Annotated in this window: 25 protein-coding genes, 1 other RNA gene and 1 other annotated feature; of the genes, 18 read left to right on the top strand and 8 right to left on the bottom strand. The window is 43.0% G+C overall.

The window, feature by feature from the left end:
- Positions 1–117: 117 nt before the first annotated feature.
- The 6 genes from ssrS to P6N53_RS16000 all read left to right on the top strand — a co-directional run bounded on the left by ssrS (position 118) and on the right by P6N53_RS16000 (position 4117).
- Positions 118–295, top strand: a non-coding RNA gene (gene ssrS, locus P6N53_RS16025) — 6S RNA.
- Positions 296–403: 108 nt separating this feature from the next.
- Entirely contained in the window at positions 404–1327 is a 924-nt protein-coding gene (locus P6N53_RS16020; RefSeq protein WP_304544975.1) for a DUF362 domain-containing protein, read from the top strand.
- A 53-nt stretch (positions 1328–1380) separates the two neighbouring features.
- On the top strand, positions 1381–1902 hold the full coding sequence (locus tag P6N53_RS16015) for a BON domain-containing protein (RefSeq protein WP_304544973.1): 522 nt from the start codon (positions 1381–1383) through the stop codon (positions 1900–1902).
- A 135-nt stretch (positions 1903–2037) separates the two neighbouring features.
- Positions 2038–2457 carry a Fur family transcriptional regulator gene (locus tag P6N53_RS16010; RefSeq protein WP_304544971.1) on the top strand — a complete coding sequence of 140 codons (420 nt, stop codon included), beginning with the start codon at positions 2038–2040 and terminating at the stop codon, positions 2455–2457.
- A gap of 51 nt (positions 2458–2508) precedes the next feature.
- Positions 2509–3252, top strand: a complete 744-nt coding sequence (locus tag P6N53_RS16005) for a metal ABC transporter ATP-binding protein (RefSeq protein WP_304544969.1) — start codon at positions 2509–2511, stop codon at positions 3250–3252.
- 13 nt (positions 3253–3265) lie between these two features.
- Positions 3266–4117, top strand: coding sequence for a metal ABC transporter permease (locus P6N53_RS16000; protein WP_304544967.1), 852 nt, complete (start codon positions 3266–3268; stop codon positions 4115–4117).
- A gap of 113 nt (positions 4118–4230) precedes the next feature.
- Here P6N53_RS16000 and P6N53_RS15995 read toward each other — a convergent pair whose 3' ends face one another.
- Positions 4231–4452, bottom strand: a complete 222-nt coding sequence (locus tag P6N53_RS15995) for a hypothetical protein (RefSeq protein ID WP_304544965.1) — start codon at positions 4450–4452, stop codon at positions 4231–4233.
- Between the two features lie 131 nt (positions 4453–4583).
- Here P6N53_RS15995 and atoS point away from each other — a divergent pair, with 131 nt between their 5' ends.
- The 4 genes from atoS (at position 4584) to P6N53_RS15975 (ending at position 9786) form a co-directional block, all read left to right on the top strand.
- Positions 4584–6422, top strand: coding sequence for a two-component system sensor histidine kinase AtoS (atoS, locus tag P6N53_RS15990; protein ID WP_304544963.1), 1839 nt, complete (start codon positions 4584–4586; stop codon positions 6420–6422).
- Positions 6423–6450: 28 nt separating this feature from the next.
- Positions 6451–7812: a sigma-54-dependent transcriptional regulator gene (locus P6N53_RS15985; protein ID WP_304544961.1), complete on the top strand. Its 1362-nt coding sequence runs from the start codon at positions 6451–6453 to the stop codon at positions 7810–7812.
- Between the two features lie 247 nt (positions 7813–8059).
- Positions 8060–8986 (top strand): sulfite exporter TauE/SafE family protein, encoded by a 927-nt coding sequence (locus tag P6N53_RS15980; protein WP_304544959.1) that lies wholly within the window; start codon positions 8060–8062, stop codon positions 8984–8986.
- The gene (locus P6N53_RS15975; protein WP_304544957.1) at positions 8983–9786 is read left to right on the top strand and encodes a TIGR02186 family protein; all 804 of its coding nucleotides are present in this window, start codon (positions 8983–8985) and stop codon (positions 9784–9786) included. The genes P6N53_RS15980 and P6N53_RS15975 overlap by 4 nt, the downstream gene beginning before the upstream one ends.
- Before the next feature lie 74 nt (positions 9787–9860).
- Here P6N53_RS15975 and P6N53_RS15970 read toward each other — a convergent pair whose 3' ends face one another.
- The gene (locus P6N53_RS15970) at positions 9861–11186 is read right to left on the bottom strand and encodes an acetyl-CoA hydrolase/transferase family protein (protein ID WP_308447275.1); all 1326 of its coding nucleotides are present in this window, start codon (positions 11184–11186) and stop codon (positions 9861–9863) included.
- A gap of 388 nt (positions 11187–11574) precedes the next feature.
- Between P6N53_RS15970 and P6N53_RS15965 the strand changes: the two genes are divergently transcribed.
- Together P6N53_RS15965 and P6N53_RS15960 are read left to right on the top strand one after the other, a co-directional pair.
- Entirely contained in the window at positions 11575–11733 is a 159-nt protein-coding gene (locus tag P6N53_RS15965; protein WP_304544954.1) for an MFS transporter, read from the top strand.
- Positions 11734–11757: 24 nt separating this feature from the next.
- Positions 11758–12783, top strand: a complete 1026-nt coding sequence (locus P6N53_RS15960; RefSeq protein WP_304544952.1) for a sulfite exporter TauE/SafE family protein — start codon at positions 11758–11760, stop codon at positions 12781–12783.
- A 46-nt stretch (positions 12784–12829) separates the two neighbouring features.
- Here P6N53_RS15960 and uraA read toward each other — a convergent pair whose 3' ends face one another.
- The 3 genes from uraA to P6N53_RS15945 form a co-directional block, all read right to left on the bottom strand.
- Positions 12830–14104, bottom strand: a complete 1275-nt coding sequence (gene uraA, locus P6N53_RS15955) for a uracil permease (RefSeq protein WP_304544950.1) — start codon at positions 14102–14104, stop codon at positions 12830–12832.
- 167 nt (positions 14105–14271) lie between these two features.
- Entirely contained in the window at positions 14272–14910 is a 639-nt protein-coding gene (gene upp / locus P6N53_RS15950; RefSeq protein ID WP_304544948.1) for a uracil phosphoribosyltransferase, read from the bottom strand.
- A 169-nt stretch (positions 14911–15079) separates the two neighbouring features.
- Entirely contained in the window at positions 15080–15337 is a 258-nt protein-coding gene (locus P6N53_RS15945; RefSeq protein WP_304544946.1) for a thioredoxin domain-containing protein, read from the bottom strand.
- Positions 15338–15519: 182 nt separating this feature from the next.
- Here P6N53_RS15945 and P6N53_RS15940 point away from each other — a divergent pair, with 182 nt between their 5' ends.
- Positions 15520–16002 (top strand): cell division protein SepF, encoded by a 483-nt coding sequence (locus P6N53_RS15940; protein ID WP_304544944.1) that lies wholly within the window; start codon positions 15520–15522, stop codon positions 16000–16002.
- Positions 16003–16024: 22 nt separating this feature from the next.
- Here the strand turns inward: P6N53_RS15940 and P6N53_RS15935 are convergent, their stop codons facing one another.
- Positions 16025–16783 (bottom strand): tRNA lysidine(34) synthetase, encoded by a 759-nt coding sequence (locus P6N53_RS15935; protein WP_304544942.1) that lies wholly within the window; start codon positions 16781–16783, stop codon positions 16025–16027.
- A 136-nt stretch (positions 16784–16919) separates the two neighbouring features.
- On the opposite strand from P6N53_RS15935, the gene P6N53_RS15930 reads away from it, so the two are divergent.
- Entirely contained in the window at positions 16920–17078 is a 159-nt protein-coding gene (locus P6N53_RS15930) for a small, acid-soluble spore protein, alpha/beta type (RefSeq protein ID WP_304544940.1), read from the top strand.
- 118 nt (positions 17079–17196) lie between these two features.
- Here the strand turns inward: P6N53_RS15930 and P6N53_RS15925 are convergent, their stop codons facing one another.
- Positions 17197–18777, bottom strand: coding sequence for a sodium:solute symporter family protein (locus P6N53_RS15925; RefSeq protein WP_304544938.1), 1581 nt, complete (start codon positions 18775–18777; stop codon positions 17197–17199).
- Positions 18778–18814: 37 nt separating this feature from the next.
- A complete protein-coding gene (locus P6N53_RS18785; protein WP_373323065.1) occupies positions 18815–18922 on the bottom strand; it encodes a symporter small accessory protein in 108 nt (35 codons plus the stop codon).
- Between the two features lie 152 nt (positions 18923–19074).
- Positions 19075–19323: a binding site (T-box leader), on the bottom strand.
- A 298-nt stretch (positions 19324–19621) separates the two neighbouring features.
- Here P6N53_RS18785 and P6N53_RS15920 point away from each other — a divergent pair.
- From P6N53_RS15920 to P6N53_RS15905, 4 genes are all read left to right on the top strand, one after another.
- A complete protein-coding gene (locus tag P6N53_RS15920) occupies positions 19622–19759 on the top strand; it encodes a hypothetical protein (protein WP_304544936.1) in 138 nt (45 codons plus the stop codon).
- A 544-nt stretch (positions 19760–20303) separates the two neighbouring features.
- Positions 20304–20861 (top strand): 4Fe-4S dicluster domain-containing protein, encoded by a 558-nt coding sequence (locus tag P6N53_RS15915; protein WP_304544934.1) that lies wholly within the window; start codon positions 20304–20306, stop codon positions 20859–20861.
- 53 nt (positions 20862–20914) lie between these two features.
- Positions 20915–21763: a CoB--CoM heterodisulfide reductase iron-sulfur subunit B family protein gene (locus tag P6N53_RS15910; protein ID WP_304544932.1), complete on the top strand. Its 849-nt coding sequence runs from the start codon at positions 20915–20917 to the stop codon at positions 21761–21763.
- Between the two features lie 28 nt (positions 21764–21791).
- Positions 21792–26243: an FAD-dependent oxidoreductase gene (locus P6N53_RS15905; protein ID WP_304544930.1), complete on the top strand. Its 4452-nt coding sequence runs from the start codon at positions 21792–21794 to the stop codon at positions 26241–26243.
- The last annotated feature ends 13 nt before the right edge of the window (positions 26244–26256 follow it).

Raw genomic sequence — 26256 nt, 5'->3', positions numbered from 1 at the left:
TTATATATGATATTGCTTAATCACTCTTTTTTTGATATCATACTTTTGAAGCTTGTGAAATAATGCATTATAAAAGCTGATAATAAAGAAAAAATCAGTGGGTCTAGTTGCCCGCTGCAAATCCTGCTTTGTGCGTTGCTTGTTGATTTTTAAACCACAGTGTGTTTTTGGGAGCCACTGCTTAGATTGCAGATATCAGGCCGTCATGGAACGGAAGGTAGAAACAGTTTAGCTGACACCCACCTGCGAGCAGCGGGTATTAAAAACACCAAGTGGACGGCTAAGTGGGTTACTTTTAGGACCTGGGGTATTTCTCCAGGTCTTTATTTTTTATTTAATAATCTCTCCTTTAGCATAGATTTAATTCTCTGGGGCCAATCTAAGAATAATCAGGAGGGATAAGATGCGTAAGAGAAAAGTTGAACGTTCGGTTGTAGCCATTACCAGGGATCCTATGGAAGGCCGTGCTGTTTGCCAGGCTTTGGATATGCTGCCCATTAATCAAATTATTAAGTCCGGTGATACGGTTGTCATTACACCAAACTGGGTTAATACAAGGCCCCCACAGTCAGGAACAGTTGTGGGACCTGAAACCTTAAGGGAACTAATAAGGTACATAAAGGGGAGAAATCCTGGCAGATTAATAGTTGCTTGTGGGTCCGGGGGTGATCCAACTCCGAAAGTGCTTGAGCAAACAGGCTATAAACAAATACTAGACCAGGAGCAGGTTGAATTTATCGATACAAACTACGGACCTTACGAAGAGTTAAGTTTAAATCATCAATATCCACCTTCAACTCCGGTAAATAAAATATTGTTTGAGGCGGACGTATTGGTTTCATTCACGCAAATTAAGCACCATGAAGAAGCCACTGTTTCACTGGGTATCAAGAATATCGCCTTATCCTGGCCGCCGGCAGAAATCCATGGCTGGCCTAAAACCCAAAGGGGTATACACGAGAGACTTCACGGCTTTATCGCTGCCATGGGTGAGAAAATCCCCATTGACTTAACTATATTAAGTGGAGATAAGGCTATGATTGGGACTGGCCCATCCAAAGGAAAAGCAGTCAATTCTGATATAGTGATAGCCGGAACCGATCCTGTGTCCACAGACGTTGTGGGGGCAAGATTGCTGGGCTTTATGCCCCAGGCTGTTAACTACCTTTACGAATTGATTCTCAGAGGTGCAGGAGAAGGAGATCTAAAGAAAGTGGAACTGAAGGGCATACCCCTTTACGGGGCTGAAAAGGCCTTTAGTCAGTCTGCCTATGGTTTTCCAATAGTGGTGGACGAAGGTCGCCTTAAACCACTTCAACTTAAATAGTGGCTACAAAAAAGGGAATAATACAACTAATTTAGCTAAAAGGAGTTGTTTTGATGTCTAAATTCAGTGATAAAGAAATTCAAGGCCAGGTGCAAGCTCTAATAGACAAAACAAATGGCTTAAAGGATTATGGTATCAAGGCCCAGGTGCAGAATGGAGAAGTGCATCTGATGGGATTGGTAGATACACTTCATGAAAGACGCCAACTTCATGAGCTAATTTCTCGGGTGCCAGGCATTAAAACTATTGAAAATGGAGTATCAATAAGTACTGACGGACAAATAAATGATGGTGAAGTGACGGCGGAAGTTTATGAGGAATTAGAAAACAATGATGTGAATTTGAAACATATTGGCGCTGAAGCCCATGGAGGTACTATATATCTGCGGGGTCGGGCAGAGAGCACCGAGGAGATCCAAAATGCCTTGGAGGCTGCCACCAGGGCCAGGGGTGTCAGGGACGTGATAAATCAGGTTACTGTAAGGGAAGAGGACGAGCTGTCCCTTAAAGATCTATTCCATAGTCAGGTCAATAATGACAGGGAAAATCCTGACGCAAAGGATGGTTTATATTAATCATAAAAAAGTGGGGAATAAATTTTCCTCACTTTTTTTGCAGGGATCTTTCATTTAGTGGTAAATAAGAAGTATACTTAATTAGGAAAGGTTCGAATAGAATCTTAGTAAGTCTTCTTATATGGAGGTAAGACATTGAAAGAGACCATCTTCTTTATAAAACAATTACAAGAAAAAGGGCTTAAGATAACTCCCCAGAGGCAAGAAATAATCCGTGTTTTTTTAGAGAGTAAAAACAATCATCTCAGTGCTGAAGATGTTCATAATCAGATAGCCGAAAAGTTTCCCAGTATGAGTTTGGACACAGTGTATAGGAATCTGAGTGTTATGCAACAGCTAGGGATTTTAACAGAGCTTAATTTTGGTGAGAGAAAAAATCTTTTTGAAATTAATTCTTCCCAGCACCATCATCACTTGGTTTGTACTAAATGCGGAGTTTCTGAAGAAATTGATTTTTGCCCCTTGGAGTTCCTTGATGCCGATAAGGTTAAGAACTTTAAGGTTAAAAAACATAGTTTTGAGATTTTTGGAATATGTGCAAACTGTATGGAGTAGGGAATTACTTTGATATGACTAAATAAAAAAGATTGGATTGGGAGCCAATTGATGAGTAAGCAAGCTTTAATTGAACTGAGAAGTCTATTTTTCACTTATGGGTGTCACCCAGTACTGGATAACGTAAATCTGGAAATTAATCATGGCGAATCGGTTGGATTGCTAGGTCCCAACGGTTCGGGAAAAACTACTTTGTTAAAATTAATACTGGGTCAGTTAAGACCCCATTCCGGCACTGTAAAAGTATTTGGAGTTGAAGCCCACAGACTAAGGGAGAGATACAGAATAGGGTATGTAGCTCAAAGGGCCACACATTTTAATACTGAATTTCCTGCAACAGTTAGGGAAGTAGTGGCTTCGGGCCGAGTGCCAAGGCGAGGTTTGTTCAGGTTGCTCACTTCCCAGGACTACCAAAGGGTTGACCAGGCATTAGATATGGTCGGGTTATCTAGTATGTGCAACCAACCTGTAGGAACATTATCGGGGGGCCAGCAGCAGAGAGTATTTATTGCCAGGGCCATGGTTTCTGAACCGGAGATATTAATTATGGATGAACCTACTGTTGGTATTGACTCAGCAGCCCAGGCCTCCTTTTATGAATTGCTTAAAAAATTAAATATCAAGGAGAACATAACCCTTCTAATAGTATCCCATGAAATGGAGGGACTTTCTTCAGTGATAAGTCGACAGGTGTGTCTCGACAAAAATCTCTGCTCATGCAATTGCCATTCGTATCCTGCAAAAAAAATGCAGGTTAGTTGTAGCAAACGATTGGCATTTCAATATGCTAAATAATGGGAGTTGACCAATGGAGATTTTTCAATACGAATTTATGCACCGTGCCTTCCTGGCGGGGATTATTATCGGCTTGATTTGTCCCGTGGTGGGACTTTTTGTGGCATTGAGAAGAATGTCAATGATATCCGATGCCTTGTCCCATGTTTGTCTTGCCGGTGTTGCAGCAGGTTTATTTAGCGGCAGTAACCCAATTATTACTGCTTCAGCCTTTGCCATAGCAGGCGCTTTGACAATAGAGAAGCTAAGGGAAAAGTTTAAGACCTACTCGGAAATATCCATTGCTATCACCCTTTCCACAGGGGTAGCCCTGGGTGCTATTTTATTGGATTTAGGAAAAGGCTATAATGCTAACTTTATGAGCTATCTCTTCGGCAGTATAGTTGCTATTAACACCACTGACGTAATAATAATAGCAATTTCAGGGTTGCTTATTTTGGGCCTTATTTTTCTCTTAAAGAAGGAACTGTTTTTTATTTCCTTCGATGAAGAGGGAGCAAGCCTAGCAGGGTTGCCGGTAAAGGCCATAACCATAGCTTTTACGGTGCTAACGGCTTTAACCATAGCGGTTGCCATTAGGGTTGTGGGAATCCTCCTAGTTTCTTCGTTAATTGTTTTACCTGTAGCAGCATCCATGAGAATAGCCAAAAGCTTTCGAGGCGCATTGCTCATATCTGTGATCATGGCTGAAGTGGCTGTTATTATAGGGCTTTTTGCTTCGTTTTATATTAACCTGGCCCCAGGCGGAGCAATTGTTATGACATCGGTTATTCTTCTGTTGGGGACACTTGCCCTATGTCAGAGGCAGTACAATCCTGTCAAGGTTACTGAAAAGATAGCTCAAAGGGAAGACAGCAGCATCTAATTTGGTAAAAATAAAGAACCTGAATCACTTTGTGCCAGAAGCGATTTAGGTTCTTTTTCTAAACATCTCTAAAAATTATGATAACACAGCCCCCACTGGTGGGGGCCGGAGAGTTAATCCCTATTTATATTGTGCTTCATATCCCTAAGACCGGTCTTATTGGATATGCCCATTTTAACACTCTTTTGGGTTCCATGCTGGTGTACACTATTTAATTGTGCCTTCTGTGATTTTATTTCACGGGCTTGAGGATGACCAACTGGCCGGTGCAGGTAATGCTGCAGCTCAGGCAGCTCGTGCTTTTCACCTCTGTTTTGCTCGTTAGAATTGGACAAATCTTCACCTCCCCATTATTTATTTTGTTAGTGTACCCAATTACCATAGATTAAAATAAATTTCAAGTTGGCTCATATGAGCGGGTCGTGCTAAGATAAAAACATATCAACTAATAAACAGGGATGAAGATATGCTAAGAAAATTCAAAAATCAGCTAATGGTTCTGATAGGAGTTCTTTTATTACTCCCAGTATTAATAATTGGAGCCATGTTGTATATGATAAATCATACCAAACCGGTGGTGCTGGACGAACAAAGGGAAGATTTGACCATAGCAGTGAATGAGTTGGCCCAGGCTGTACCGGCAGACGTTTCTTTTTTATTGAACAAGCAGCACATTGCCAACGCCACCCGTACCGAGCAAATCAAAGCCCTTAATCGTGAACTAGCGGGTGCAGTAATGAAGGTATTCCAAAAACATCCTGGCATGGAGCTGGGTTATTATTCTCCCGACGTTAAGGCTGTGCTAGTTCAAATGGGACAGGACAGCCATCTGCCCTATATGGATTTTAAAGACATCATCCTTGATGTTTCGGAGGACACCCAGTGGTCAGAGCAGGCCCTGTGGAAAGATGCCTTTGATAAAGTGATTTGGAGCAAGGAACCCCTGGAGATAGTCCTAGGTTCCCCCGGTAAGCCTAGGCTTGTCATCCTAAAGCCAATGATGCAGGGGAATAATGTGGAGGCGGTAATCTGGGCTGCCGAACCCCTGGGAGGGATCAATAGAGAGATATTGCAGGCTGAAGGCTTTGCCTATACAGTTATATTTTTTGGCTTTATGCTGGGGCTGTGCAGTACGTTTTTCTTGCTGAAAAACTACCTAGATACAGTGGCCCACATTAAGGTTGGTTTGCAAAAACTTCAGTATGATCTAACATATGTAATTCCCCCATCTATGGGTGAACTAGGGGAGGTTTCTAAGGCTATTAATGACCTGGCATCCAGATTGGTGAGCGCCCAGAACTATAACGCCATTATTATGAACAGTATTGATGCGGCTATTGTGGCGGTAGATCTTCAGGGGAAAATAGTAAGTGTTAGCTCTTCGGCCAGAAAAATATTTCAATTACCGGAAAATGCCCTGGATCTGCAGTTTTCAGAAGTATTTGCCCCTCACACAGAAATGAACCAATTACTCACTAAATGTTTAGAGGGAGAGGAAATAAAATATATAACCATAAAACTGCCGGGTATTCCGGAGCAGGTTCTAATGGCCGGTACTTCAACCCTATTCGATGCCAGGAGTAAAGTGGTTGGTGCAGTACTTAGCTGCCGTGATGTAACTGCACAAATGCGTTTGGAAGAGCAGGTAAGAAGGCAGGAACGATTGGCTTCTCTTGGTAGACTGGTGACCGGAGTAGCTCACGAGATAAAGAATCCATTAACCTCAATTAGCGGCTATATACAGTTTTGGCAAAAGAATAAAGCCCCTACGGAAAAATCATTGAATATTATCTACCGGGAGGTAAAAAGGCTTGATTCCATAGTAAATAAATTGCTGTTTTTTACCAAACCAACTAATACAGTTTTAAACAAGTCCAATATCAATAATTTTGTGGGCAAAATATTGGGTTTTTTCTCAGAAACCCATGCTGATAATATTAAATTTGTCTTTAAGTCTGAAGAAGGACTGCCGGAGGTAAATATAGATGCTGATCAATTGGATCAGGTGTTAATGAATGTTATCTTTAATGCAGTTCAATCAATGCCTAATGGTGGAGAGGTAGTAGTAGGTACACGGTTGTCAACGGAAGCTAATATGGTGTGCATAGATATTGCGGACAACGGCTGTGGTGTGTCTGAACAATATCTAGATAAACTATTTGATCCCTTCTTTACCACCAGGGCCAAGGGAACTGGCCTGGGGCTGACCATAGCCCATGAAATTATTCTAGCCCATGGTGGAAGGATAGATATAGAAAGTAAAGAAAATAAGGGTACCAGGGTATCTATTTACTTGCCCATATAACTGCCAAACCCGGACGGAGGTGAAACCTATGAATGACAAGATAGTATTGGTTGTAGATGATGAGGAAAGTGTCAGACAGTTCCTTTATGATGTGCTAACAGATGAAGGGTACCGGGTTGAAACTGCGGCAAACGGCAATGAATGTCTAGAAAAGATTACTATGGTTAGACCAGACGTTTTAGTAACGGATATAAGAATGCCTGAAAAGGACGGTTTTTCCCTTTTAGACAGGATCAAGGAATTAGGTCTAAGTACGCCGGTTATTTTGATGACTGCCTTTGGTACCACAGAGGTTGCCATCAGGGCTATGAAATTAGGAGCCTTTGATTATATAATTAAACCATTTAACCTGGATGAGTTTTTAAACATGATCCGCAGAGCCTCTGCCCAGAAAGATACTGTGGCAGCCTTTCAACCGGGTGAAAAGCTGCAAATTAAAGGCCAGGTAAATATAATCGGCAACTCACCTGCCATGCAGGGAGTATATAAGGATATAGGTAGGGTGGCCGATAGCAATGCCACTGTATTAATCCAAGGGGAAAGCGGGACGGGAAAAGATCTAGTGGCCAGAGCAATTCATTTTAATAGCTGTCGAGGGAATAAGCCATTTATTAAAGTGAATTGCACAAATCTCCCTGATAGTTTGCTGGAGAGTGAATTGTTTGGATATGAGAAAGGAGCCTTTACAGGTGCAGGAAACCAGAAAAAGGGCAAATTTGAGCTAGCCCATCAGGGAACCATATTCTTTGACGAAATTGGAGAAATCAGCCTCTCCACCCAAGCTAAGCTGTTAAGGGCCATTCAGGAAAAGGAATTTGATCGGGTTGGGGGAACTAGTACAATTAAGGTAGATGTCAGAATTTTGGCCGCCACTAATAGGAAGCTGGAGCAGAGTGTCAAAGAAGGGGAGTTTCGAGGGGACCTTTTCTTTAGGCTAAATGTGGTTAATATATATATCCCTCCCCTTAGGGAAAGGAAAGAGGATATTGAAGCCCTAGTGGCCTTCTTCCTAGCCAAGTACAATAATGAGTTTAATAGGCAAGTCAAGGGTTTTTCTCCCGAAGCTACCAAGCTGCTAATGAATTATGCTTGGCCGGGCAATGTGCGGGAATTGGAAAACCTGTGTGAAAGGGCCATTATTATGGCTAGGGGTAACATTATTGTACCTGAGGATTTAGAATTATCCAGCGGCAATAAAATACAGTCGTTAAGTAGCTCTAATCCAAGTGAGCAAAATTTGCCCCTTAAGCAGATAGTTGCAGATGTGGAGAGACAAGTTATTCTCAAAGCCCTAGAAGAAAACAATTGGTGCCGAACCACTGCGGCCAAGGTATTAGGTATTAATAGGAGATCCCTGTACTCTAAAATAAAGGAACTGGGGCTGGAGTAATGGGCAAAATTTGCCCATTTATGTGGGTGTTTTTTGCTCAAATTGTCACCACAGATTAATAGCAAGCCTATTTAAAATAAGAGCCTCCCGGCTCTTATTTGTCTTTTAGCAGATATAAATCTTCTTTTTCCTAATGTTTTCAAGTTGTTTACTACCTGCTAATTATTAATAAAAGGAATGGCATTATTCTTGCTATGTAACCTTAGTAGGTAAAAAACTAATTGATTAGGTAATGGGAGAGGAAAGTATGGAAAACCTAATTTTTTCAGGCTCAATAACTTTTATGATCCTAGGAATGCTGGTGGGATTTCTTATTAACATAGTTGGCAATACAGGAGCACTGGCAGTGATGCCTTTATTAATTATATTTTTAGGCTTTCCGCCAGAAGCGGCCTTACCCATTGCCCTTGGTCATTTGGCGGCGGTGGGAGTACCGGGCTTGGTTTTGCACTGGCAAACGGGAAATGTTGATCTTAAACTAATAGCTTTGGTAGTAATTGGGGTAGCACCTGGCATATGGTTAGGCAAAGGTCTTAGCACTAGTAGTTTCTATCATGTTTGGGGACTTTATCTGGTACTTGTGCCCTACCTAATATTAATGCTGGCGGCAGTAATCCATCGGTATCGTCCCTTTGCAATATTGCCAAAGCCAAATAATAGATACAGAAAAATGGTTTTAAAGTTTATAAAGAAAATCCCTGGTAGGATTTATTCCGATACCTCAGGTACCAATATACCGATAATTGTTCCTTTAATAACCGGAGTTTTACTTGGACTTACAGGTAAAATATTGGGTCCCCTGGCAACCATAATTATTGCACCAATATTAATTGTTATTTTAAATATCCCTGTGATTGTTGCAATGGGCACTGCGGTAACAGTTAATTTCATAGCCTCACTGTCAATTGCAGTTACCAGTGGGCTAGTGTCCATTCCGCTAAATTTACAAATATTGCTTTGGACTTTCCTTGGCTCATCTTTAGTCCTATTATTAGTATCTAGCATTTGGAGGAAGCATAGCCCTTATCCAATCCCTGTGGCCACTGTTTTAGTATTGATTACCTCCATAACACTATGGGCTGTGACCAGCAGTCAGCCAAACCTGGATTTCATCATGCAGCATTTTAGCTTGCCTGGAAATGTTCTTGGATGGCTTGGAGGTGTTAAAAGTTGAAAACTGTAATGCTGTTATGCTTTTGCCTGGCAGTGTTCCTTTACCCAGTTTCAGCCATGGCCAACGACATAACCTGCCAGTTGTCAACTACCCAGCTCGATGTGGGACTGAATATAGCTAAAGAGAGAATTAAAATTTCCGGTGAGTCATCTGTGGGTGCACCAGTTTTTATTATAATACAAGGGCCTAATAGACCTGCCCTGGTGAGTATGTATAAGAATAAAGGTTTATTAAAGCTTTCAGAAGCAGAAGTGATGAATTTACCCGGATTCTTTCATATATTAAGCTCAGTGCCTATAGAACAAATTGAGCCGAGTCATTTAGCAGCTATGAATGTTTACCCTGATTATCAAAAATTGCGTTCAATGGCATGGGTGAGAATGAGGCAGGACATAGGCAACATTTCTCATGAAGCCCAAAAGGATTATATAGGATTGGCCATTAAAACTAAGGAAGAAAAGAATTTGTTCGCTCTTCATCAGGAAGTGGTGAACAGAAGTGGTGAAAATTATTGGGTTGAGGTACCACTGGTTGCGGGAATGCCTATTGGAGAACTGTCTGTAAAGACTTTTTCAATAGTGGATGAACGGGTGGTTGCATCAGAGCCTCAGATAATTACTCTGAAACCATCATCATATTTATTTTTCGGATCAAAGGAACTGTCAATTTCAGCCTTTGTCGTTATAGTAGCCTTTATGGTACCGATAATGCTCTTATCCATTGCTGCAATAGTGGATATGGTGGAACAGCGCAGGGAGAGAGAGAGAAGAACTAAGCTTCTTAAGCAAATTTGGCAATAAAAATGCAAAGGCCGGGTTTAAGAACACGCGACCTTTGCAAATTTATGATAGATTAAATAAGTATAAGTTTTATGTTACCGGGTGAGGCCAAACTTTTTTGCCGCCTCAGTAAGACCATCTCGGTGATCCGGGTGAGCGATGGCAGTGAGTGCCTCGGCCCTTTGACGATAGGTTTTGCCCCTAAGCTTGGCAATGCCATATTCGGTTACTACATAATCAACATCATTTCGACTTAGGCTAACCACCGACCCGCTTTCCAGCATAGGGACAATTTTGGAGCGACCTTTGTGGGTTGAGTGCAGTACGACTATACTCTTGCCCTCTGAAGAATTCATAGCTCCCCGGGCAAAGTCAACTTGTTCTCCGGTGCCGGAATAAAGCTTAGGACCTATTGGCTCAGAAGCACACTGTCCAAGTAAATCGATTTCATCCACTGAATTTATGGCAACCATTTTTTCATTCTTAGCTATGTTCATGGGGTTATTAGTATAAGAAACGGCATGCATTTCAAACAGAGGGTTGTTATGCATAAATCTATAGAGCCTTTTGGTGCCAACGGCTGAGCTGCAGATGATTTTTCCTGCATGAATGTTTTTCCTGCGATTAGTAATGGCCCCGCACTCAACAAGATCTACAATGGTATCTGTAATAAAATGACTGTGTACTCCCAAGCCCTTTTTCACACCTAAGCATTGGGCGGCAGCGTTAGCAATGAAGCCAAGGCCAAGTTGTATGGTTGAACCATCATCAACCAGTTCACAAACATAATCGCCGATGGTGAGATCTGTCTTAGTAGTAACAGGTTTTTGTATTTCTAATAGGGGTGTATTATCCTCCACAAGCATGTCAGCTTGGGATATGTGAATATAGCTATAGCCCATGGTACGTGGCATGTTTGGATTTACCACCAGGATGACCTTCTTGGCACAGCCTGCTGCAGCAATTGTATAATCAACGGATACCCCGAAGCTAAAGTAACCATGTTCATCCATGGGAGAAACCATGCCCATGAATACATCCACATCAAGTTCCTGGATAAACTTGGGATACTCGTATAGGTAACCAGGCATGACCCCCGCCCGACCTTCTTTTACACCTCTCTTGACTACACTGCTGGTTAACCAAGAAACATGGCGAAACTGGCGCTCCATCCCGGGTTTTAAGTATGTCGCTTCCCGTAGCGGTAACATTTGGTGTATTCTTACGTCCTTTAAATCATTTTTCCTGTCAGCCAGTGCATCCATCAAAACTTCAGGTTCTGCAGCACCAGGAGGAACAATAATATTATCTCCGGACTTGATAATTGATACTGCTTCTAGCGGTGAAACGAGCTTTTCATTGTATGCGTTACGCAATTTGTCAGAGTCCTCAAATAGCGGACCAGCCTTAAACCAGACCAAAAAAATCACCCCGAATCTTTGTTTCCTTAAGTGAATTATATCACTTTGCAAGGGTCAATGGAAGGGCGTTTTGTCATAAGTTATAGATTAGTTTATTAGGTTATTTTATTAAAATATCTACAACATTAGGTTATTTAGTGCTAAAAACAATTTGGTATTTATTTAAAATACCAGGAAAAACCTTGAAAACATTAGCTTCTTATGCTAGCATGGCAGTGACAAATATAATCATCTAAATTTAGTTTTCCGAAATTATGCAAACACAAGGACAAAGTGAAATAAATCACAATTTGTCACTACAAAAACTATGCTCGGATGGGTTAAACAAGCCAATGGTGAATACTTTTGTCACTACGCTACTGGTTTTTGAAGGCGGAGGTGGGCTAAGATGGTTGATACATTAAATGAGTATATTGTTGCCATATATAGTCTGCATAAAGCAAAATATGGCTTAATTGTTGTGGCCCTGACGTCGGTTGTAGGCATATCTGTGGGCATATTTACTGAGGTAATACTAAGGTCTTTAGGAATAAGTGGAGAGCGATGAAGACTGCCAAGGAGGGGTTTGTCCTTGTTACACCTACCCATTGCCAATGCAGATGTTAGTGCCTTAGCTCTTCTATTACTGGGCTTTTTTGTTGGTGTTCTTGGGGGATTCTTCGGCATAGGAGGAGCCTTTATGGTGACTCCTGCTTTAAATATTTTTGGTTTTCCAATGGCTTTTGCCATTGGAACCGATATCGCCCATATTTTTGGCAAATCAATAGTAGCAACCTTTAAACATGCCTTTTTAAGACACGTAGATTTTAAGATGGGCCTTATCATGGGTCTCTTGGGCATGTACGGTGTTTCACTTGGTAAGCAATCGGTTCTTTACCTGGAAAAAATAGGTCAAATAGGACCCACAGTGAGGATGGTTTACATTGTTGTGCTTTTTTCTGTAGGACTATTCATGATCAGAGATTACTATTATTATTCTAAACTTAACGAAGAACAGAAGAAGGAAGCAGAAAGGACAACTCATAAAATGGCAAGATGGGTACAAAGGTTAAATCTCCCTCCCTTTATTACCTTTGAGACCTCAAAGGTCAGAGTTTCTCTCTGGGTAATTATATTCCTAGGGGTGTTTACTGGGTATATTTCAGGCTTTCTTGGTGTTGGGGGCGGATTTATTAGGGTGCCTGTAATGATATATTTACTGGGATTGCCAACCGTTATAGCAGTGGGCACCGATCTCTTTGCTATATTAATATCAAATTCCTGGGGTGCATATATTTATGCTGTCTCTGGCAAGGTTGAAATCATAGGGGCATTGGTTATGCTGGTTGGTGCTTCAGTAGGTATACAAATCGGGGCGGTGGCCACCGCCTATGTAAAGGGAATGAAGATAAGACTATACTTTGGTGTGACTTTGCTCCTAGCGGGGTCTGCTGTGGTTTTGAAGCAGTTGCAAATGGTTACTTTGGCCGGCTATTTAATGTTTAGCTCTGCCGCCATACTTAGCTGTATGATTATCTTCATGCTAATCTCTGCAGTTAACAGGGAGGTGTGGCAAAGGAATAAGCTTAAGGGAAATGAACTACTTAATAAGCCATAAAAAAGCAGCCTCCCGTGCACTAAGGGAGGCTGCTTCTGGTTTTAACTTAATGTCCGCTGGACTCGTTGCTCAACTTCGCATTTTCCAGTACACGGAATACGATGCTCAAAATGATGGCTACCACAGTTGCCAGTCCCATTCCACTTAAATTTACTACGCCAAGCTGGATATGGGCACCGCTAACGCCGATAACCATGACCACGGAGGTAAGGATAAGGTTTGAAGCTTTGCTGTAATCCACTTTAGCCTCTACCAGCATGCGAATACCCGAGGCGGCGATAACACCAAAGAGCAGTAAGGATACACCGCCCATTACAGCACTGGGTATGGTTTGAATTGCTGCTGAGAGTTTGCCCACGAAGGACAGGATAATGGCAAAGAGGGCGGCGCCACCAATTACCCAGGTACTATAAACCTTGGTGATTGCTAATACGCCAATATTTTCGCCGTAGGTTGTGTTTGGTGTAGAACCAAAGAAACCGGAAAACATGGTGGACAAACCATTGCCTAATAGGGACCTGTGTAAACCGGGATCCTTAGCCAGATCCCTACCGACGATATTGCTGGTTACAAACAGGTGACCCACGTGTTCTGCTATAACTACCAGGGCGGCGGGTAAAATTATTATTATGGCATTAATATTAAAGGTTGGCTTATAAATTGTAGGCATTGCCAACCAGGCAGCCTCAGCAATGGGAGCTGTATTCACTAAGCCCATGAAGATTGATAGAACATAACCGGAAATAACACCAATTAGAATAGGGATGATAGCCAAAAAGCCACGAAAGATAACTGAACCTAATAATGTAACAGCAAGTGTAAATAGGGAAACGGTAATTACCTTGGGATCTGCCACGTATACAGTGTCAGGAGGGGCTGCTAAACCAGCCATTTGTGCGGCAACTGGTGCCAATTCTAAACCGATTACTGCAACAATGGCACCCATAGCAGCGGGGGGGAAGACCACATCAATCCATTTTGTTCCCACAGCACCAATAATGAGGGCAACGATACAGAAGACAATACCTACTACAATAAATCCACCTAGAGCAGCACTGTAATCATAGGTACTTAATACTGCAAAGACCGGGGAAAGGAAAGCAAAGCTAGAACCAAGATAAGCTGGAATCCGTCCTTTACAAATGAAAAGATAAAACAGTGTACCAATACCGTTAAATAAAAGAATGGTAGCCGGGTCAACCTGAAAGAGGATGGGAACCAATACCGTTGCACCAAACATTGCAAATAAATGCTGGAGGCTAAGGGGCACAGTTTGTAACAGGGGTAACTTTTCTTCAACCTGGATTTCTCTTTTTACCACGTTTTCTTCCTCCCTTAAACAATTAAGAATAAATATAAAAAGCTCCTTACAGAGTCTGTAAGAAGCGTACTTTTAGAGCAGGATAAAGACAATCCTGACCAATTGCTTCCTTGTTAGTATCTCTGTACTAAATTAAAGGTGCCAAAATTTCATTAAATCTATGCTATTTATATTAAAAATAAACGATCTCCTGCGTCGCCGCAGCCGGGGCTGATATAGCCGATTTCATTAAGAATTGGATCAACAACTGCCGTTACAACCTTTACATCGGGAAATTTATTATTAATCTGAGCTAGGCCTTCTTTAACTGAAAAGGCACAGACTAGTTTTATTTTTGAAGCCTCAAAGCCAGCCTCAATTAAAACCTCAAGGGCTTTAACGGAGCTGTTACCGGTGGCCAGCATGGGATCAAGAACTAAAATCTGTTCAAAATCTGAAGTGTTTTTGGGAAGGCTGTTAGTATAGAGCTTTGCCTCTAAGGTCTCATGGTCACGGGACATACCTATATGAGCAACCCTAGCCTTAGGCAGAAAGGTCAGGAAACTTTCTACAAGACCCAAACCTGCCCTTAATATCGGAACCAGAAGAATCTTGTCATCCTTAAGGGTAGTAGCTGCAGCTTCCACCTGCATAGGAGTGGTGACACGGATTTCTGCACAGGGAGCATCCTTGAGGGTTTCTACAGCCAATAAATAGCCCAAACGGGTAATGGCGGCACGGAAGGTAACAATATCACTTTCTTTATTGCGTAATAATTGGAGTTGTTCTTCAGCCAAAGGATGGCGAAGGATTGAAACTGATTGCATTAAGTTAACTGCCTCCTTCAAATTCCGGCACCGCTACCACCGGGGATAGGATAACCAGATGATTTCCAAATAATCAATATTCGTCATAAATCGTCAAATACCTTCTGGTGTAGGCAAAAAAAGGTTCCATAGTGATATAAAAAGAAATGCAGGCTAAACCTGCATTTCTCTAAGTAAGTTCCAATGGTTCTTCCAGTAGCAAATGTTCCCATTTGTTAGGTTTGTAGCCTACTACAATATGGCCATTAACAACAATGGTAGGACAATCCAGCCCACCTGTCTTGTTTATTAATTCTCCCCTGGCACCTGAATCCTGGGTACTCTTTTCTTCAAAGTTTATACCCTTACCTTCGAGAAACTTTCTGGCCTCATCACAGCCACTTTTATTCCAAGGAGATACAAAAAGTGTTACATTATAATCACCCATAGTTTAACCCCCCTTTAGCACTCAGTATTTAGTTTACCCCATAATGGGAAAAAAATCTCACTTGTAAATAGGTCTTTGGTCCTATAGCAAAATAGCAAAATTTTCCGCATAATACAAAATATAATTGTATTTTTATAAACCTTGTCACATTGCTTACTAGGAGCCCGAAAGGAGAGTTTATTTTGTCTAAGGGAATGATGGATAAATTCCTTAATTTTATTGGATTCGAAGAAGTAGATGAAGAAGCAAAAGAAAAGGCTCCTGAACTGCCTGGAAAGAGGGAAACCACTAGCAGAAGCAAAGCTAATCCCCGCGCAGAATTGACAGCAGTGCCTGCCACTGCTCGTCAAACTAAAATAGTATCCACTCAACCCAGGTCATTTGGGGATGTACAGGTGGTGGCAGATCATTTAAAGGGTGGACAGCCGGTTATAGTAAATCTGTCACTGGTTCAAGGAGAAGAGGCCCAGCGTATTTTAGATTACGCCAGTGGCGTATCCTTTGCGTTAAACGGTTCGGCTAAGAAGGTTAGTGCAGAAATATTCCTTTTTGTTCCTAGTGGAGTTGATATTGTGGGAGCAGGGGATTTGAGGACATTTACTCAAGCTGTTGAACCTGTGGAGGAAAAGGTTAATTCCCGATGGTTCAAGACTGAAAGTGCGTAAGAAGGTAGATGGCCGGTGGAGTCTAACTCCACCGGCCATTTTTATTTTCCATCCTAGGCCATAAATTTTTTGCATCGAAATTATGCAAGGAGGTAAGGAACTTCTGACGGATATCTGGATACTGCTGTGCCAGATCTGCCACCAGATTTTTAATTTCTTCTCGCTTAGTCTTTTTGTTTGCAGGACAAGGGTTCTCAATAACGGGTATTTCTGCCATGGTTAGGAGGTTTATTATTTGTTCCTCGGTTGTATAGACAAAGGGACGTATTAGGGTTAAATCTATCCTATCAAGATAGGTTTTTGGTGAAAAGGTTTTTATATTTCCATTAAATATCATGCTCATAAAGAAGGTTTCCATGACATCATCCAAATGATGTGCCAGGGCAACTTTATTAAACCCAAGCTCCTTAACCTCATTATGAAGGGCACCCCTTCGCAAATTGGCGCAGAGGGAGCAGGGATTTTTCTCTTTTCGAATATCAAAAATAATCGTAGCTATATCTGTTTTCTTTATTGTCAGGGGGACTTCTAATCTACGGCAATACTCCTTTAATGGTGCTAGATCAGAACCAAGTCCCATATCCAAGTGGACCGCCTGCAACTCAAAGGGGATCTTATTAAGATATCTACGCCGGTACATATTTAGACAGTATAAAAGGGAGTTGCTGTCCTTGCCGCCGGAAATGCCTACCACTACTTTATCGCCGGGATCGATTAATTTAAAGTTGGTGATAGCCTTTGTTACCTGTACTAACATGGTTTTTGTCAAATTATTATTCATGCTCTGTTTTCTCCTATGAAATGATGTCTTTACAATAATAAATTATTTAGGTTTATTGTGCAAAAGTCCAGTGCTACTTTTTTCCGGGTATATTTAAGTGTTTATCAAACCATTTTAATCATAAGGGGGGAATAACATGGCTAAGTTTATGAGCGATGCCCTGAAATATGATCTGGCCCGTGAAATGGGTGCAGCTGAACGTATCCAAGGCAATGATTACGGGAATCTAACCTCAAGGGAGTGTGGAAACTTCGTCAAGCTGGCGATACAGAGGGCGGAACAGAGCATGTTGTAACTTCCCTGATCTGCCGATCCACAATAGTGGATCGGTTTTTTTGTTTCATAAAAAAGGAAAAACCCTAGTACATTTGGTTCTAGGATTTTTCCTTTTTTAATCTTATCATGCCAGCGTATTATTTATGTGCGGTTGCCTTTGGAACTAATATAGATTCCCTTGCCTGTGAAGTCACCAGGCTCACCGCCACCAGTGTTATGGCGGAAAGGGGTAGGCTGATAACAATAGGGTCTACAACTACCCAGGGGAAACCAACCAGTGTGGGCTTACCAAACATCAAGTTGCTGAGACCCAGGGCAGTTGCCTCTTTGGCATGAACGAAGGCCATCAGCATAATGCTTGAAGATAGACCCACTACCATACTGGCTATGGCACCTGTCTTAGTTGCTCTGGGCCAGAATAGGGCTGCTGTATAAGCGGGCAAAAATGTGGCGGCACAAACACCAAAGAAAATAGCGGTGGCCACAGCAATAATACTGCCGGGCAGTTTGAGAGATAAAACAACCGAACCGGCAAGGGCCACAAGAATTGCCATACGATTACTATTGATGCTGCTCTGATTATATAGGTCATGGCATAGGGAAGTACCTATGGCGTGGAACTGGCTGCTAAGGGTGGACATGGCAGCTGCGATTAAAGTAAACATAAACAAGTAGGCAAACCAAGCGGGCATGGCCATACCGACGTATAAAGGGATAATGTTATCAATATTAGGCCTATTGGTAACTGCATCCACAACTGCAGCAATTGAAATTTTACCCAGGGTCTGATGGAAATAAACATTTGTTAAGGAACCAACCACAAAGGCCACACCTGTCATAAATAGAATAAACACGCCGCCAATTAGAACTGCTTGGTTAAGTTGCTTTGGACCTTTAACTGTAAGAAAACGCACTACTAGCTGGGGCTGGGCTAGAACACCAATGCCAACACCCATAACCAGAGTTGATACTACCACCCACCAGAATTCCGAGCCCATGGTAGGCATTGAGGTCCAGCCCACATGTCCTTGGGCGGCTAAGCCTTCTGGTACTAGGGCAGTGAGGTCTGATAGTGCTTGATGGGCCGTTGTAACACCGCCAAGCTTGCTGTAGGTAACTACCAATAATACGATCATGCCAATAAACATAATTGAGCCTTGGAAGGCATCATTATAAAAGACTCCCTTTAACCCGCCAAACATAACATAGGCGGCAACTATTACTGCGAAGGTAATGATGGCTACGGTATAGTCTATCTTTAGCAGCTGCTCTATAACGCGTCCGGCCCCAATCATTACTGCAGCAGCATAGAGGGGCATGCCACCGATGATTACCAGGGCGCTAAACTTTCTGATAAAGGTAGAGTTGTACTTTAAAGATAGCAATTCGGGAAAGGTGCGGGCTCCTAATTCCTTGCCTACTGCCAAGGTCCTTTTTCCATAGACGACGAAGGCGATAAAGATCCCAACGAAAATATTACAGAAGGTAAGCCACAGCAAGCTCATGCCAAACATGCCGGCAGAACCACCAAAGCCAACGATTGCCGAGGTGCTAATAAATGTTGAGCCATAGGCCATGGCCATAAGAAAGGGGTGTGTTTCCCCGCCGGCGATCATATAGTCATTGGCTGACTTTGTCCGCCGATAGGCAAGTAAGGCTAGAAAAACTGTGATTCCTAAGTAAATTGCTAACACAGATAACAAAACGGCAGGTTTCATGGATAAATACCTCCTAATTCAGGATAATATAATAAGCCTAAATATCTTTGTTCCAATTTTTAACCCCATATATTACACACAAAATACTAGACGCAAGGGAAAGTACATAGGCTAATAGAATTTGAGGGTCGGGAATTCCTAACATGAAACTACCTCCTTTCGAGAAAAATAAAAAACCCCATCCCTTACAGGGACGGAGTTGATCCGCGGTACCACCCAATTTGGCTATAAAAAAGCCCACTCATAGATACGGGAAAATCAATTCCAGACCGGTAAAATAAAAAAAGCATCTCATCCCTGAGGGACGAAATGCATGATTTCGCGGTACCACCCTAATTGCTTAAAGCCGCTTTACCGGTACGGGACTCGACTGTCCGATACCTTTCCCTTGTAACGGGGGGAGTTCCCGGCTGCACCTACTAAGAATTTCAACGCAGCATCTCCGGAGCGAACTTCGCTCATCCATACCCTAAAAGAGCTTCCAGTCAAGGCTCCTTTTCCCTGGAGGGCTGGGACCGACCTACTTTTCTCCATCTTCGACATTAAAATATAATAATTAATAAATAAGTTAACAGAAGAAACAGCACAAGTCAATAGTTTTCTAAAAAAATTACTTAAAATTGCAGTGCATACATGTACGAAAAACTGACACACCTAATATGTGGCTTAGTAAATGGACTTCAATGATGCCATGAAAAATAAAGATAACTAATGTTAAATCAAGTAATTAATACCTATTTAAAGAACAAGAATTGCTACAACCCAGGCTTGTGAAAAAAGGTGCTTTACCTGAAATGTTAAATGGGCTACACTTTACGTATACAGGATACAGGAGGGATGCCAGATGATAGGAAGAGAATATGAACAGTATCTTCAGTCGGCTGCCACTGAAAGCCAGCAGAGCTTTAATATTGGTTTCTGGTTGCTTGTAACTGGTGTGGGCTTTGTTATCCCTTTGGCGGCATATGTAATAAAGGGGTAAAAGCAAAATTATTGTTGCTATTAGCTTCATTAAAATATAGGTATAAGTAGAGAACCAGACTGTGCTTACAGGCTGGTTCTTTTTTAGGTTATTTAAAAATTTTGAATACATTATTTATTTTAACTGGTGACTAAACTCTGCTGAGCTGATTTAGTAAGGTGGTGTGTCTGGTTCTCTTTTGCTTAGAAATACTTTTGTCTGAATGCTGACATAAAAGGATTTCGCCAGCGAAATTAGTTTTAGCGAAATACAAGGGGGTATTAAAGCAAAAGCGAAAAAAAGTTTTAATATTTAGATAGTCTGCAAAAAACAAAAAAACCTTATAAATCAAGGGCTGCGAGGTTTATGGAAAATTTTTAATTAAGCCAAATAAAGTAAAAGCGAGAAACAAATAGATTGTCAGCGAAGGGAAGTAAAAAATGAACTAGAACCCAAAATTTGGCCAAATTTTGGGTCTAGTCCATACTCGCGAAGGTTTGTTCAAAATATAGCATATGATAAACTAAACTAAAGTAAAATCGTAATATTTAAAGGGGGTGGACCTGTGTATATTATAACCGATGGTGGTCCGAAGGCGCTAGACCTAAATTTCACAAAAGAAATAAAGAAACGCAGCGGTCAGGAAATCGAAAGCTGTTATCAGTGCCAAAAGTGTGCCTCCGGATGTCCAATTGCTGAATACGGAGAAATGGATACAAACCAAGTTCTTCGGATGATCCAGTTTGGTTTGAAGGATGAGCTATTAAAAAGTAAAGCCATTTGGGTATGTGTGGGCTGTGAAACCTGTGGTGCCCGCTGTCCCAATGGAATACGTATTGCTTCAGTAATGGATGCCCTGAGAGAAATGGCCATTGAAGAAGGAGTTGCACCGGGCGAAAAAGATATTAAACTTTTCCACGACTGCTTCTTAAATTCTGCAAAATCCTACGGAAGAGTTCATGAAGGCACCATGCTTATGCGCTATAAGCTAAAGAGTGGCCATTTGATGGATGACGTGGGTGTTGGTATTAAAATGTTCCTTAAAGGGAAGCTAGCCCTGTTCCCCCACAGTGTTCCCAGTAAAGTAGAAGTAAAGCGTATCTTTGACTGGGCCAAGAAATAGTTGCAGGGTAAATCCTTAGGTTTACAAGGACTGCGGAAGAGAGGGGATAATAGATGAAATTGGCCTACTATCCGGGTTGCTCCCTGGAGGCTACCGCCAAGGAATATGATAGCTCAGTTAGAGCTGTTTGCGGTGCACTGGATGTGGACCTGGTGGAAATACCTGACTGGACCTGCTGCGGTGCTACCTCAGCCCACGCAACCAATCATCGACTTTCTGTGGGATTGCCTGCCCTAACGGTTAAACAGATTCAGCAAATGAATATGGATTGTGTGGTACCCTGTTCAGCCTGTTTTAACCGCTTAAAGAGTGCAGAGTATGAAATGATACATAATGCTGATGTCAGACAGGAATTAGAAAAAATCTTAAACTTCAAGTTCGATGGCAAGCCCAGAGTATATGATTTGTTAGCGGCGATGGTTGATGTAATTGGACTGCCAACAATTAGTAAGAAAGTACAAAAGCCCTTAAAGGGTTTAAAAATTGCCTGCTATTATGGTTGCCTGTCAGTGCGTCCGGGAGAGATAACAGGCATTGATAGCACCGAGAATCCTATGCAGATGGATAAATTAATAAAGGCATTGGGTGCTACCCCGGTAACCTGGTCCTATAAGGTTGATTGCTGCGGGGCAGGTCACTCGGTGTCTAAGTCAGCTATGGTTACCAACTTATCTGGAAAGATCCTGGCCAAGGCCCGTGAGGCAGGTGCTGACGCGGTAGTTAACTCTTGCCCCCTTTGCCAGACAAACTTAGAAATGCGTCGTCCCCAGGGTGAAGATATACCAGTATTCTTCTTTACAGAATTAATGGGATTAGCCTTTGGGATTCCGGAGGTACGCAACTGGTGCAGCAAGCACCTGGTGGATTCCAGCAAATTGCTTGATTCCGTGCTGGCCGGGTAACTTCGTAAAGGGATGGAGGTTAACGTAGATGAGCAACGTCCAAACCGATAAAAAAATGACCGGAGCAGTCATGGTGGTGGGTGGCGGTATATCTGGTATGCAATCCGCTCTGGACTTGGCTGAGTCTGGTTTTAAGGTTTATCTATTGGATGAAAAGCCTGCAATTGGGGGCACCATGGCGCGGTTGGATAAAACCTTTCCAACTAACGACTGTGCAATGTGTATTATGTCCCCTAAGCTGGTTGACACCGGACGCCATAAGAATATTGAAATTATTACCGGCGCCAAGGTGAAGGAAGTAACTGGCGATCCGGGAAACTTCAAGGTAAAAGTGGCTCAAAAGGCCCGTTACGTTGATATTAAAAAATGTACCGGCTGTGGTGACTGTGCCAGTGCCTGTCCGGTGGAACTACCTAACGAATTTAACGGCGAAATAGATACCCGCAAAGCAACATATAAGCTCTATGCCCAGGCTACACCCAACGCCTTTGCCATAGACAAGCGTGGAGTTGCCCCCTGTAAGGCTACCTGCCCGGCAGGAATTAACGTACAGGGTTATGTTCAGTTAATTAAATCAGGTAAGTTCATTGATGCCTGGAAAATGATTTATCAGGAAATGCCATTTCCGGCCATTTGTGGTCGTATTTGTGCACACCCCTGCCAAACTGCTTGCAACCGTGCTAAGGTTGACGAACCTATTCAAATAGCAACCCTGAAGAGATTAGCCGCTGATACGGCTTATCAACAGGACATTAACCAATTGCCCCTGCCGGAGAAAGATGCTGACAGGCAAGAAAAGGTTGCAGTTATAGGCTCCGGTCCTGCCGGTCTGTCCACTGCCCACTTCCTGGCCCTCAAAGGCTATAAAGTGACGATCTTTGAAGCCTTACCTGTAACAGGTGGTATGATGCGGGTAGGTATTCCTGAGTATCGCCTACCTAAAAAGTGGGTTGATTTTGAAATTGACCTTATTCAGAGATTAGGCGTTGAAATTAAGGTAAATACTGCCCTAGGCAAGGATATTACCATTGATGGACTGTTTAAAGATGGCTATAAAGCCATTTTCCTCGGTGTTGGATGCCAAAAGGGCACCAGTATGAGAACACCTGGCGAAGATATGGAAGGTGTTATTTCTGCCGTTGACATGCTCCGCAGGATTGGCCTCGGGGAGAAGGTAGATGTAGGTAAGAAGGTGCTGGTGGTTGGTGGTGGCAACGTGGCCATGGATGCTGCCAGGAGTGCTCGTCGCGCCGGGGCAGAGGTGCATGTTCTGTATCGCCGTACCCGTGGTGAGATGCCTGCCGCACCGGAGGAAGTGGAAGAAGCCATTGAAGAGGGAGTAAAGTTCCACTTTAAGACCCTGATAAAGGAAATCAAAGGTAAAAAGGGCCGGATAACAGGTATCTCCTCAATAGAAGTTGTCAGAATGGAAAAGGATGCCAAGGGCAAAGCCGTTCCTGTATATGGAGATACCATCACAGCGTGGACCAATGTAGATACAATAATTTCCGCTATCGGTCAGGCCGCCGACTTATCCTTTGTGGGAGATAAGCCCCTGGCCAACGAGTGGGGCAGCCGCATTGTGGCAGACCCCGAAACCTTAGCCACCAACGTACCCGGTATTTTCACCGGTGGTGACGTATTTACCGGGCCGGCTCTACTAATTGATGCAGTGGGAGCGGGCAAGAGGGCCGCTGAAAGCATACATCGCTACATACAAGGCGAAGATATGAAGGCTGGCCGTGAATTTGCTATTCCCAAGGAAAAGATATCCCCTATCCCTCGTAAGGCCGAGTCCTACCCTGTAACACCCAAGGTTAAACAGAGTCACGCACCGGCTGAGAGAAGGGCAACCAATACAGAGGAAGTATGTTTAGGATTTACTCCCGAGCAAGCCCAGGCAGAAGCAGAACGTTGTCTAAACTGCGCTATTTGTTCTGAATGCATGCAATGTGTTGACGCCTGCTTGCCTAAAGCCATTGACCACAGTATGCAGGATAAGGAACTGGAAATCGAAGTTGGTGCCATGGTAATGAACCCTGGCTTCAAACCCTACGATCCAGAAGACTTAAAATTATATGGCTACGGTACACTGCCCAATGTAGTGACCAGTATCCAGTTTGAACGGATTCTATCCGCCAGCGGCCCTTACGCCGGACACATGGTTCGACCCTCGGATCATAAAGAACCGACCAAGATTGCCTGGATCCAGTGTGTTGGTTCGCGGAACGAAAGAATTGGCAAGGGTTACTGCTCTTCGGTATGCTGCATGTATGCCATCAAGCAGGCAGTAATTGCCAAGGAGCACAGCCATGATCCTTTGGAGGCAAAACTATTCTATATGGATATGCGTACTCCGGGTAAGGATTTTGAACGTTACCTGACCCGGGCCAAGGATGAACAGGGAATTAAATTTGTTCGTTCTCGTATCTTTGGAGTAGATCCTGCTAAGGACGGCAGTGACGATATTTTCATGCGCTATGCCGACGAAGACGGTACTATTTATGAGGAAACCTTCGATATGGTGGTCCTGTCCATTGGTCTTTCTGCCCCCGAAGGAGCCAAGGAACTTGGTGAGGCAGCAAATATTCAACTAGATAAATACGGTTTTTGCCGTGCCGATGAATATGCTCCTGGCTGCAGTTCTAGACCCGGTATCTTCGTAAGTGGTGCCTTCGGTGAGCCGAAGGATATTCCTGAAACAGCCGTTGATGCCAGTGCAGCAGCAGCCATGGTTTCCCGATTATTGGCTCCGGCCCGTGGTACTATGACTACCGTACAGGAGTTTCCGCCGGAGAAAGATGTAAATAATAAACTTCCTAGGGTTGGGGTATTTGTTTGTAACTGCGGCATTAACATAGGGAGTGTTGTAAAAGTTCCAGAAGTTGCTGAATTTGCTAAAACACTACCGGGTGTAGTTCATACGGAGGAATTCCTATTCAGTTGCTCCCAAGATAACATTATCAGAATTAAAGATCGTATCGCTGAGCACGATTTAAACCGGGTTGTTGTTGCTTCTTGTACCCCCCGGACCCATGCTCCACTCTTCCAGAGCAGTATGAAGGAAGCCGGACTCAACATGTATCTTTATGAACATGCCAATATTCGTGAACAGTCTTCCTGGGTTCACAGGGATAACCCGGTAGAAGCCACCGAAAAGGCTAAGGAACTTGTTAAGATGGCCGTTGCCAAAGTGCGTCTATTAAAGCCGGTGCAAACTGCCTTTATTGATGTGAATCAAAGAACTCTGGTTGTTGGTGGTGGGGCCGCAGGGATGACCAACGCCCTTTCCTTAGCAGAGCAGGGCTATGCAGTAACCCTTGTAGAAAAGACCGATGGCCTTGGCGGCAGGGCAACGGAAATGCGTTACAGCTTGAAGGGAGAAGACATTCCAGCCTTCATAGCCAAGCTCAAATCAGATGTGGAGAATAATCCTCTGGTGGATGTTGTATTAAATGCCCAGGTGGAGGATGTAGCAGGATATTTGGGCAACTACCGTACCATTCTGGCTAAGGATGATGGCAGCAAGCTGGAAGTTGAGCATGGAGCAGTAATTATTGCTACCGGTGCAGATCCCATGGAACCCACAGAGTACCTTTATGGCAGCAATGGGGCAGTTATTACCCAAAGTGCCTTGGAGCAACAGCTTGCCGATAAGGGCTTGGGTGGCGCTAAGACAGTGGTAATGATAAACTGCGTAGGCTCAAGGGAACCAGAAAAACCCTATTGCAGCAGGGTATGTTGTACCCATGCCATCAAGAATGCCCTAAAGATTAAAGAACTTGACCCTGATGCCAATGTAGTTATCCTCTATCGTGACATTAGAACCTATGGCTTCAAGGAGGAATATTACACTGAGGCCCGTCGCAAGGGAGTAATCTTTATCAGATATAGTGCTGACGAAAAGCCTATAGTAGTAGGCAACGGCAGCAAGGTTACTGTAAGGGTAACAGACCATGTATTAAAACAACCTATTAAAATAGATGCTGATATCCTGGCCCTGGCTAACGGTATTCAGCCACGTCCAGATACTGAGAAATTGAGCCAATTATTTAAAGTACCATTAAATGCTGACGGATTCTTCTTGGAGGCCCATATGAAGCTTAGACCGGTTGATTTTGCTGCCGATGGTTTATACCTCTGTGGTCTAGCCCATGGTCCGAAGAACCTATCTGAAACTATTGCCCAGGCCAACGCCGCTTCTATACGTGCCGTTACCCTTCTTTCTAAGGGTAGGTTAGAGTCGTTGGGTATTACAGCTGAATTGGATGAAGATCTTTGCAAGGGATGCGGAATATGCGTTAGCGCATGTGCTTACGGTGCCAGGGTGTACGACGAGCGCAGCGGAAAAGCTCTGGTAAGGGAAGTATTATGTCAGGGTTGTGGAGCCTGCGTAGCGGCTTGCCCGAGTGGTGCCACACAGCAAAAGGGCTTCGAAAAAGAACAATTACTAGCCATGATGGATGCGGCTCTGGGATAGGAGGTTGAAGGAC

It is taken from the genome of Desulforamulus aquiferis, from assembly GCF_030577015.1.
Lineage (GTDB): Bacteria > Bacillota > Desulfotomaculia > Desulfotomaculales > Desulfotomaculaceae > Desulfotomaculum > Desulfotomaculum aquiferis.
Note: the sequence above shows the minus strand (reverse complement) of the source record. Positions and strands in the feature narration are given on the sequence as shown.

Coding starts and splice junctions, on each gene's coding strand:
- P6N53_RS16020 (WP_304544975.1), top strand. CDS start 404: ATGCGTAAGAGAAAAGTTGAACGTTCGGTTGTAGCCATTACCAGGGAT.
- P6N53_RS16015 (WP_304544973.1), top strand. CDS start 1,381: ATGTCTAAATTCAGTGATAAAGAAATTCAAGGCCAGGTGCAAGCTCTA.
- P6N53_RS16005 (WP_304544969.1), top strand. CDS start 2,509: ATGAGTAAGCAAGCTTTAATTGAACTGAGAAGTCTATTTTTCACTTAT.
- P6N53_RS16000 (WP_304544967.1), top strand. CDS start 3,266: ATGGAGATTTTTCAATACGAATTTATGCACCGTGCCTTCCTGGCGGGG.
- atoS (WP_304544963.1), top strand. CDS start 4,584: ATGCTAAGAAAATTCAAAAATCAGCTAATGGTTCTGATAGGAGTTCTT.
- P6N53_RS15985 (WP_304544961.1), top strand. CDS start 6,451: ATGAATGACAAGATAGTATTGGTTGTAGATGATGAGGAAAGTGTCAGA.
- P6N53_RS15980 (WP_304544959.1), top strand. CDS start 8,060: ATGGAAAACCTAATTTTTTCAGGCTCAATAACTTTTATGATCCTAGGA.
- P6N53_RS15965 (WP_304544954.1), top strand. CDS start 11,575: ATGGTTGATACATTAAATGAGTATATTGTTGCCATATATAGTCTGCAT.
- upp (WP_304544948.1), bottom strand. CDS start 14,910: ATGCAATCAGTTTCAATCCTTCGCCATCCTTTGGCTGAAGAACAACTC.
- P6N53_RS15945 (WP_304544946.1), bottom strand. CDS start 15,337: ATGGGTGATTATAATGTAACACTTTTTGTATCTCCTTGGAATAAAAGT.
- P6N53_RS15935 (WP_304544942.1), bottom strand. CDS start 16,783: ATGAATAATAATTTGACAAAAACCATGTTAGTACAGGTAACAAAGGCT.
- P6N53_RS15930 (WP_304544940.1), top strand. CDS start 16,920: ATGGCTAAGTTTATGAGCGATGCCCTGAAATATGATCTGGCCCGTGAA.
- P6N53_RS15925 (WP_304544938.1), bottom strand. CDS start 18,777: ATGAAACCTGCCGTTTTGTTATCTGTGTTAGCAATTTACTTAGGAATC.
- P6N53_RS18785 (WP_373323065.1), bottom strand. CDS start 18,922: ATGTTAGGAATTCCCGACCCTCAAATTCTATTAGCCTATGTACTTTCC.
- P6N53_RS15920 (WP_304544936.1), top strand. CDS start 19,622: ATGATAGGAAGAGAATATGAACAGTATCTTCAGTCGGCTGCCACTGAA.
- P6N53_RS15910 (WP_304544932.1), top strand. CDS start 20,915: ATGAAATTGGCCTACTATCCGGGTTGCTCCCTGGAGGCTACCGCCAAG.
- P6N53_RS15905 (WP_304544930.1), top strand. CDS start 21,792: ATGAGCAACGTCCAAACCGATAAAAAAATGACCGGAGCAGTCATGGTG.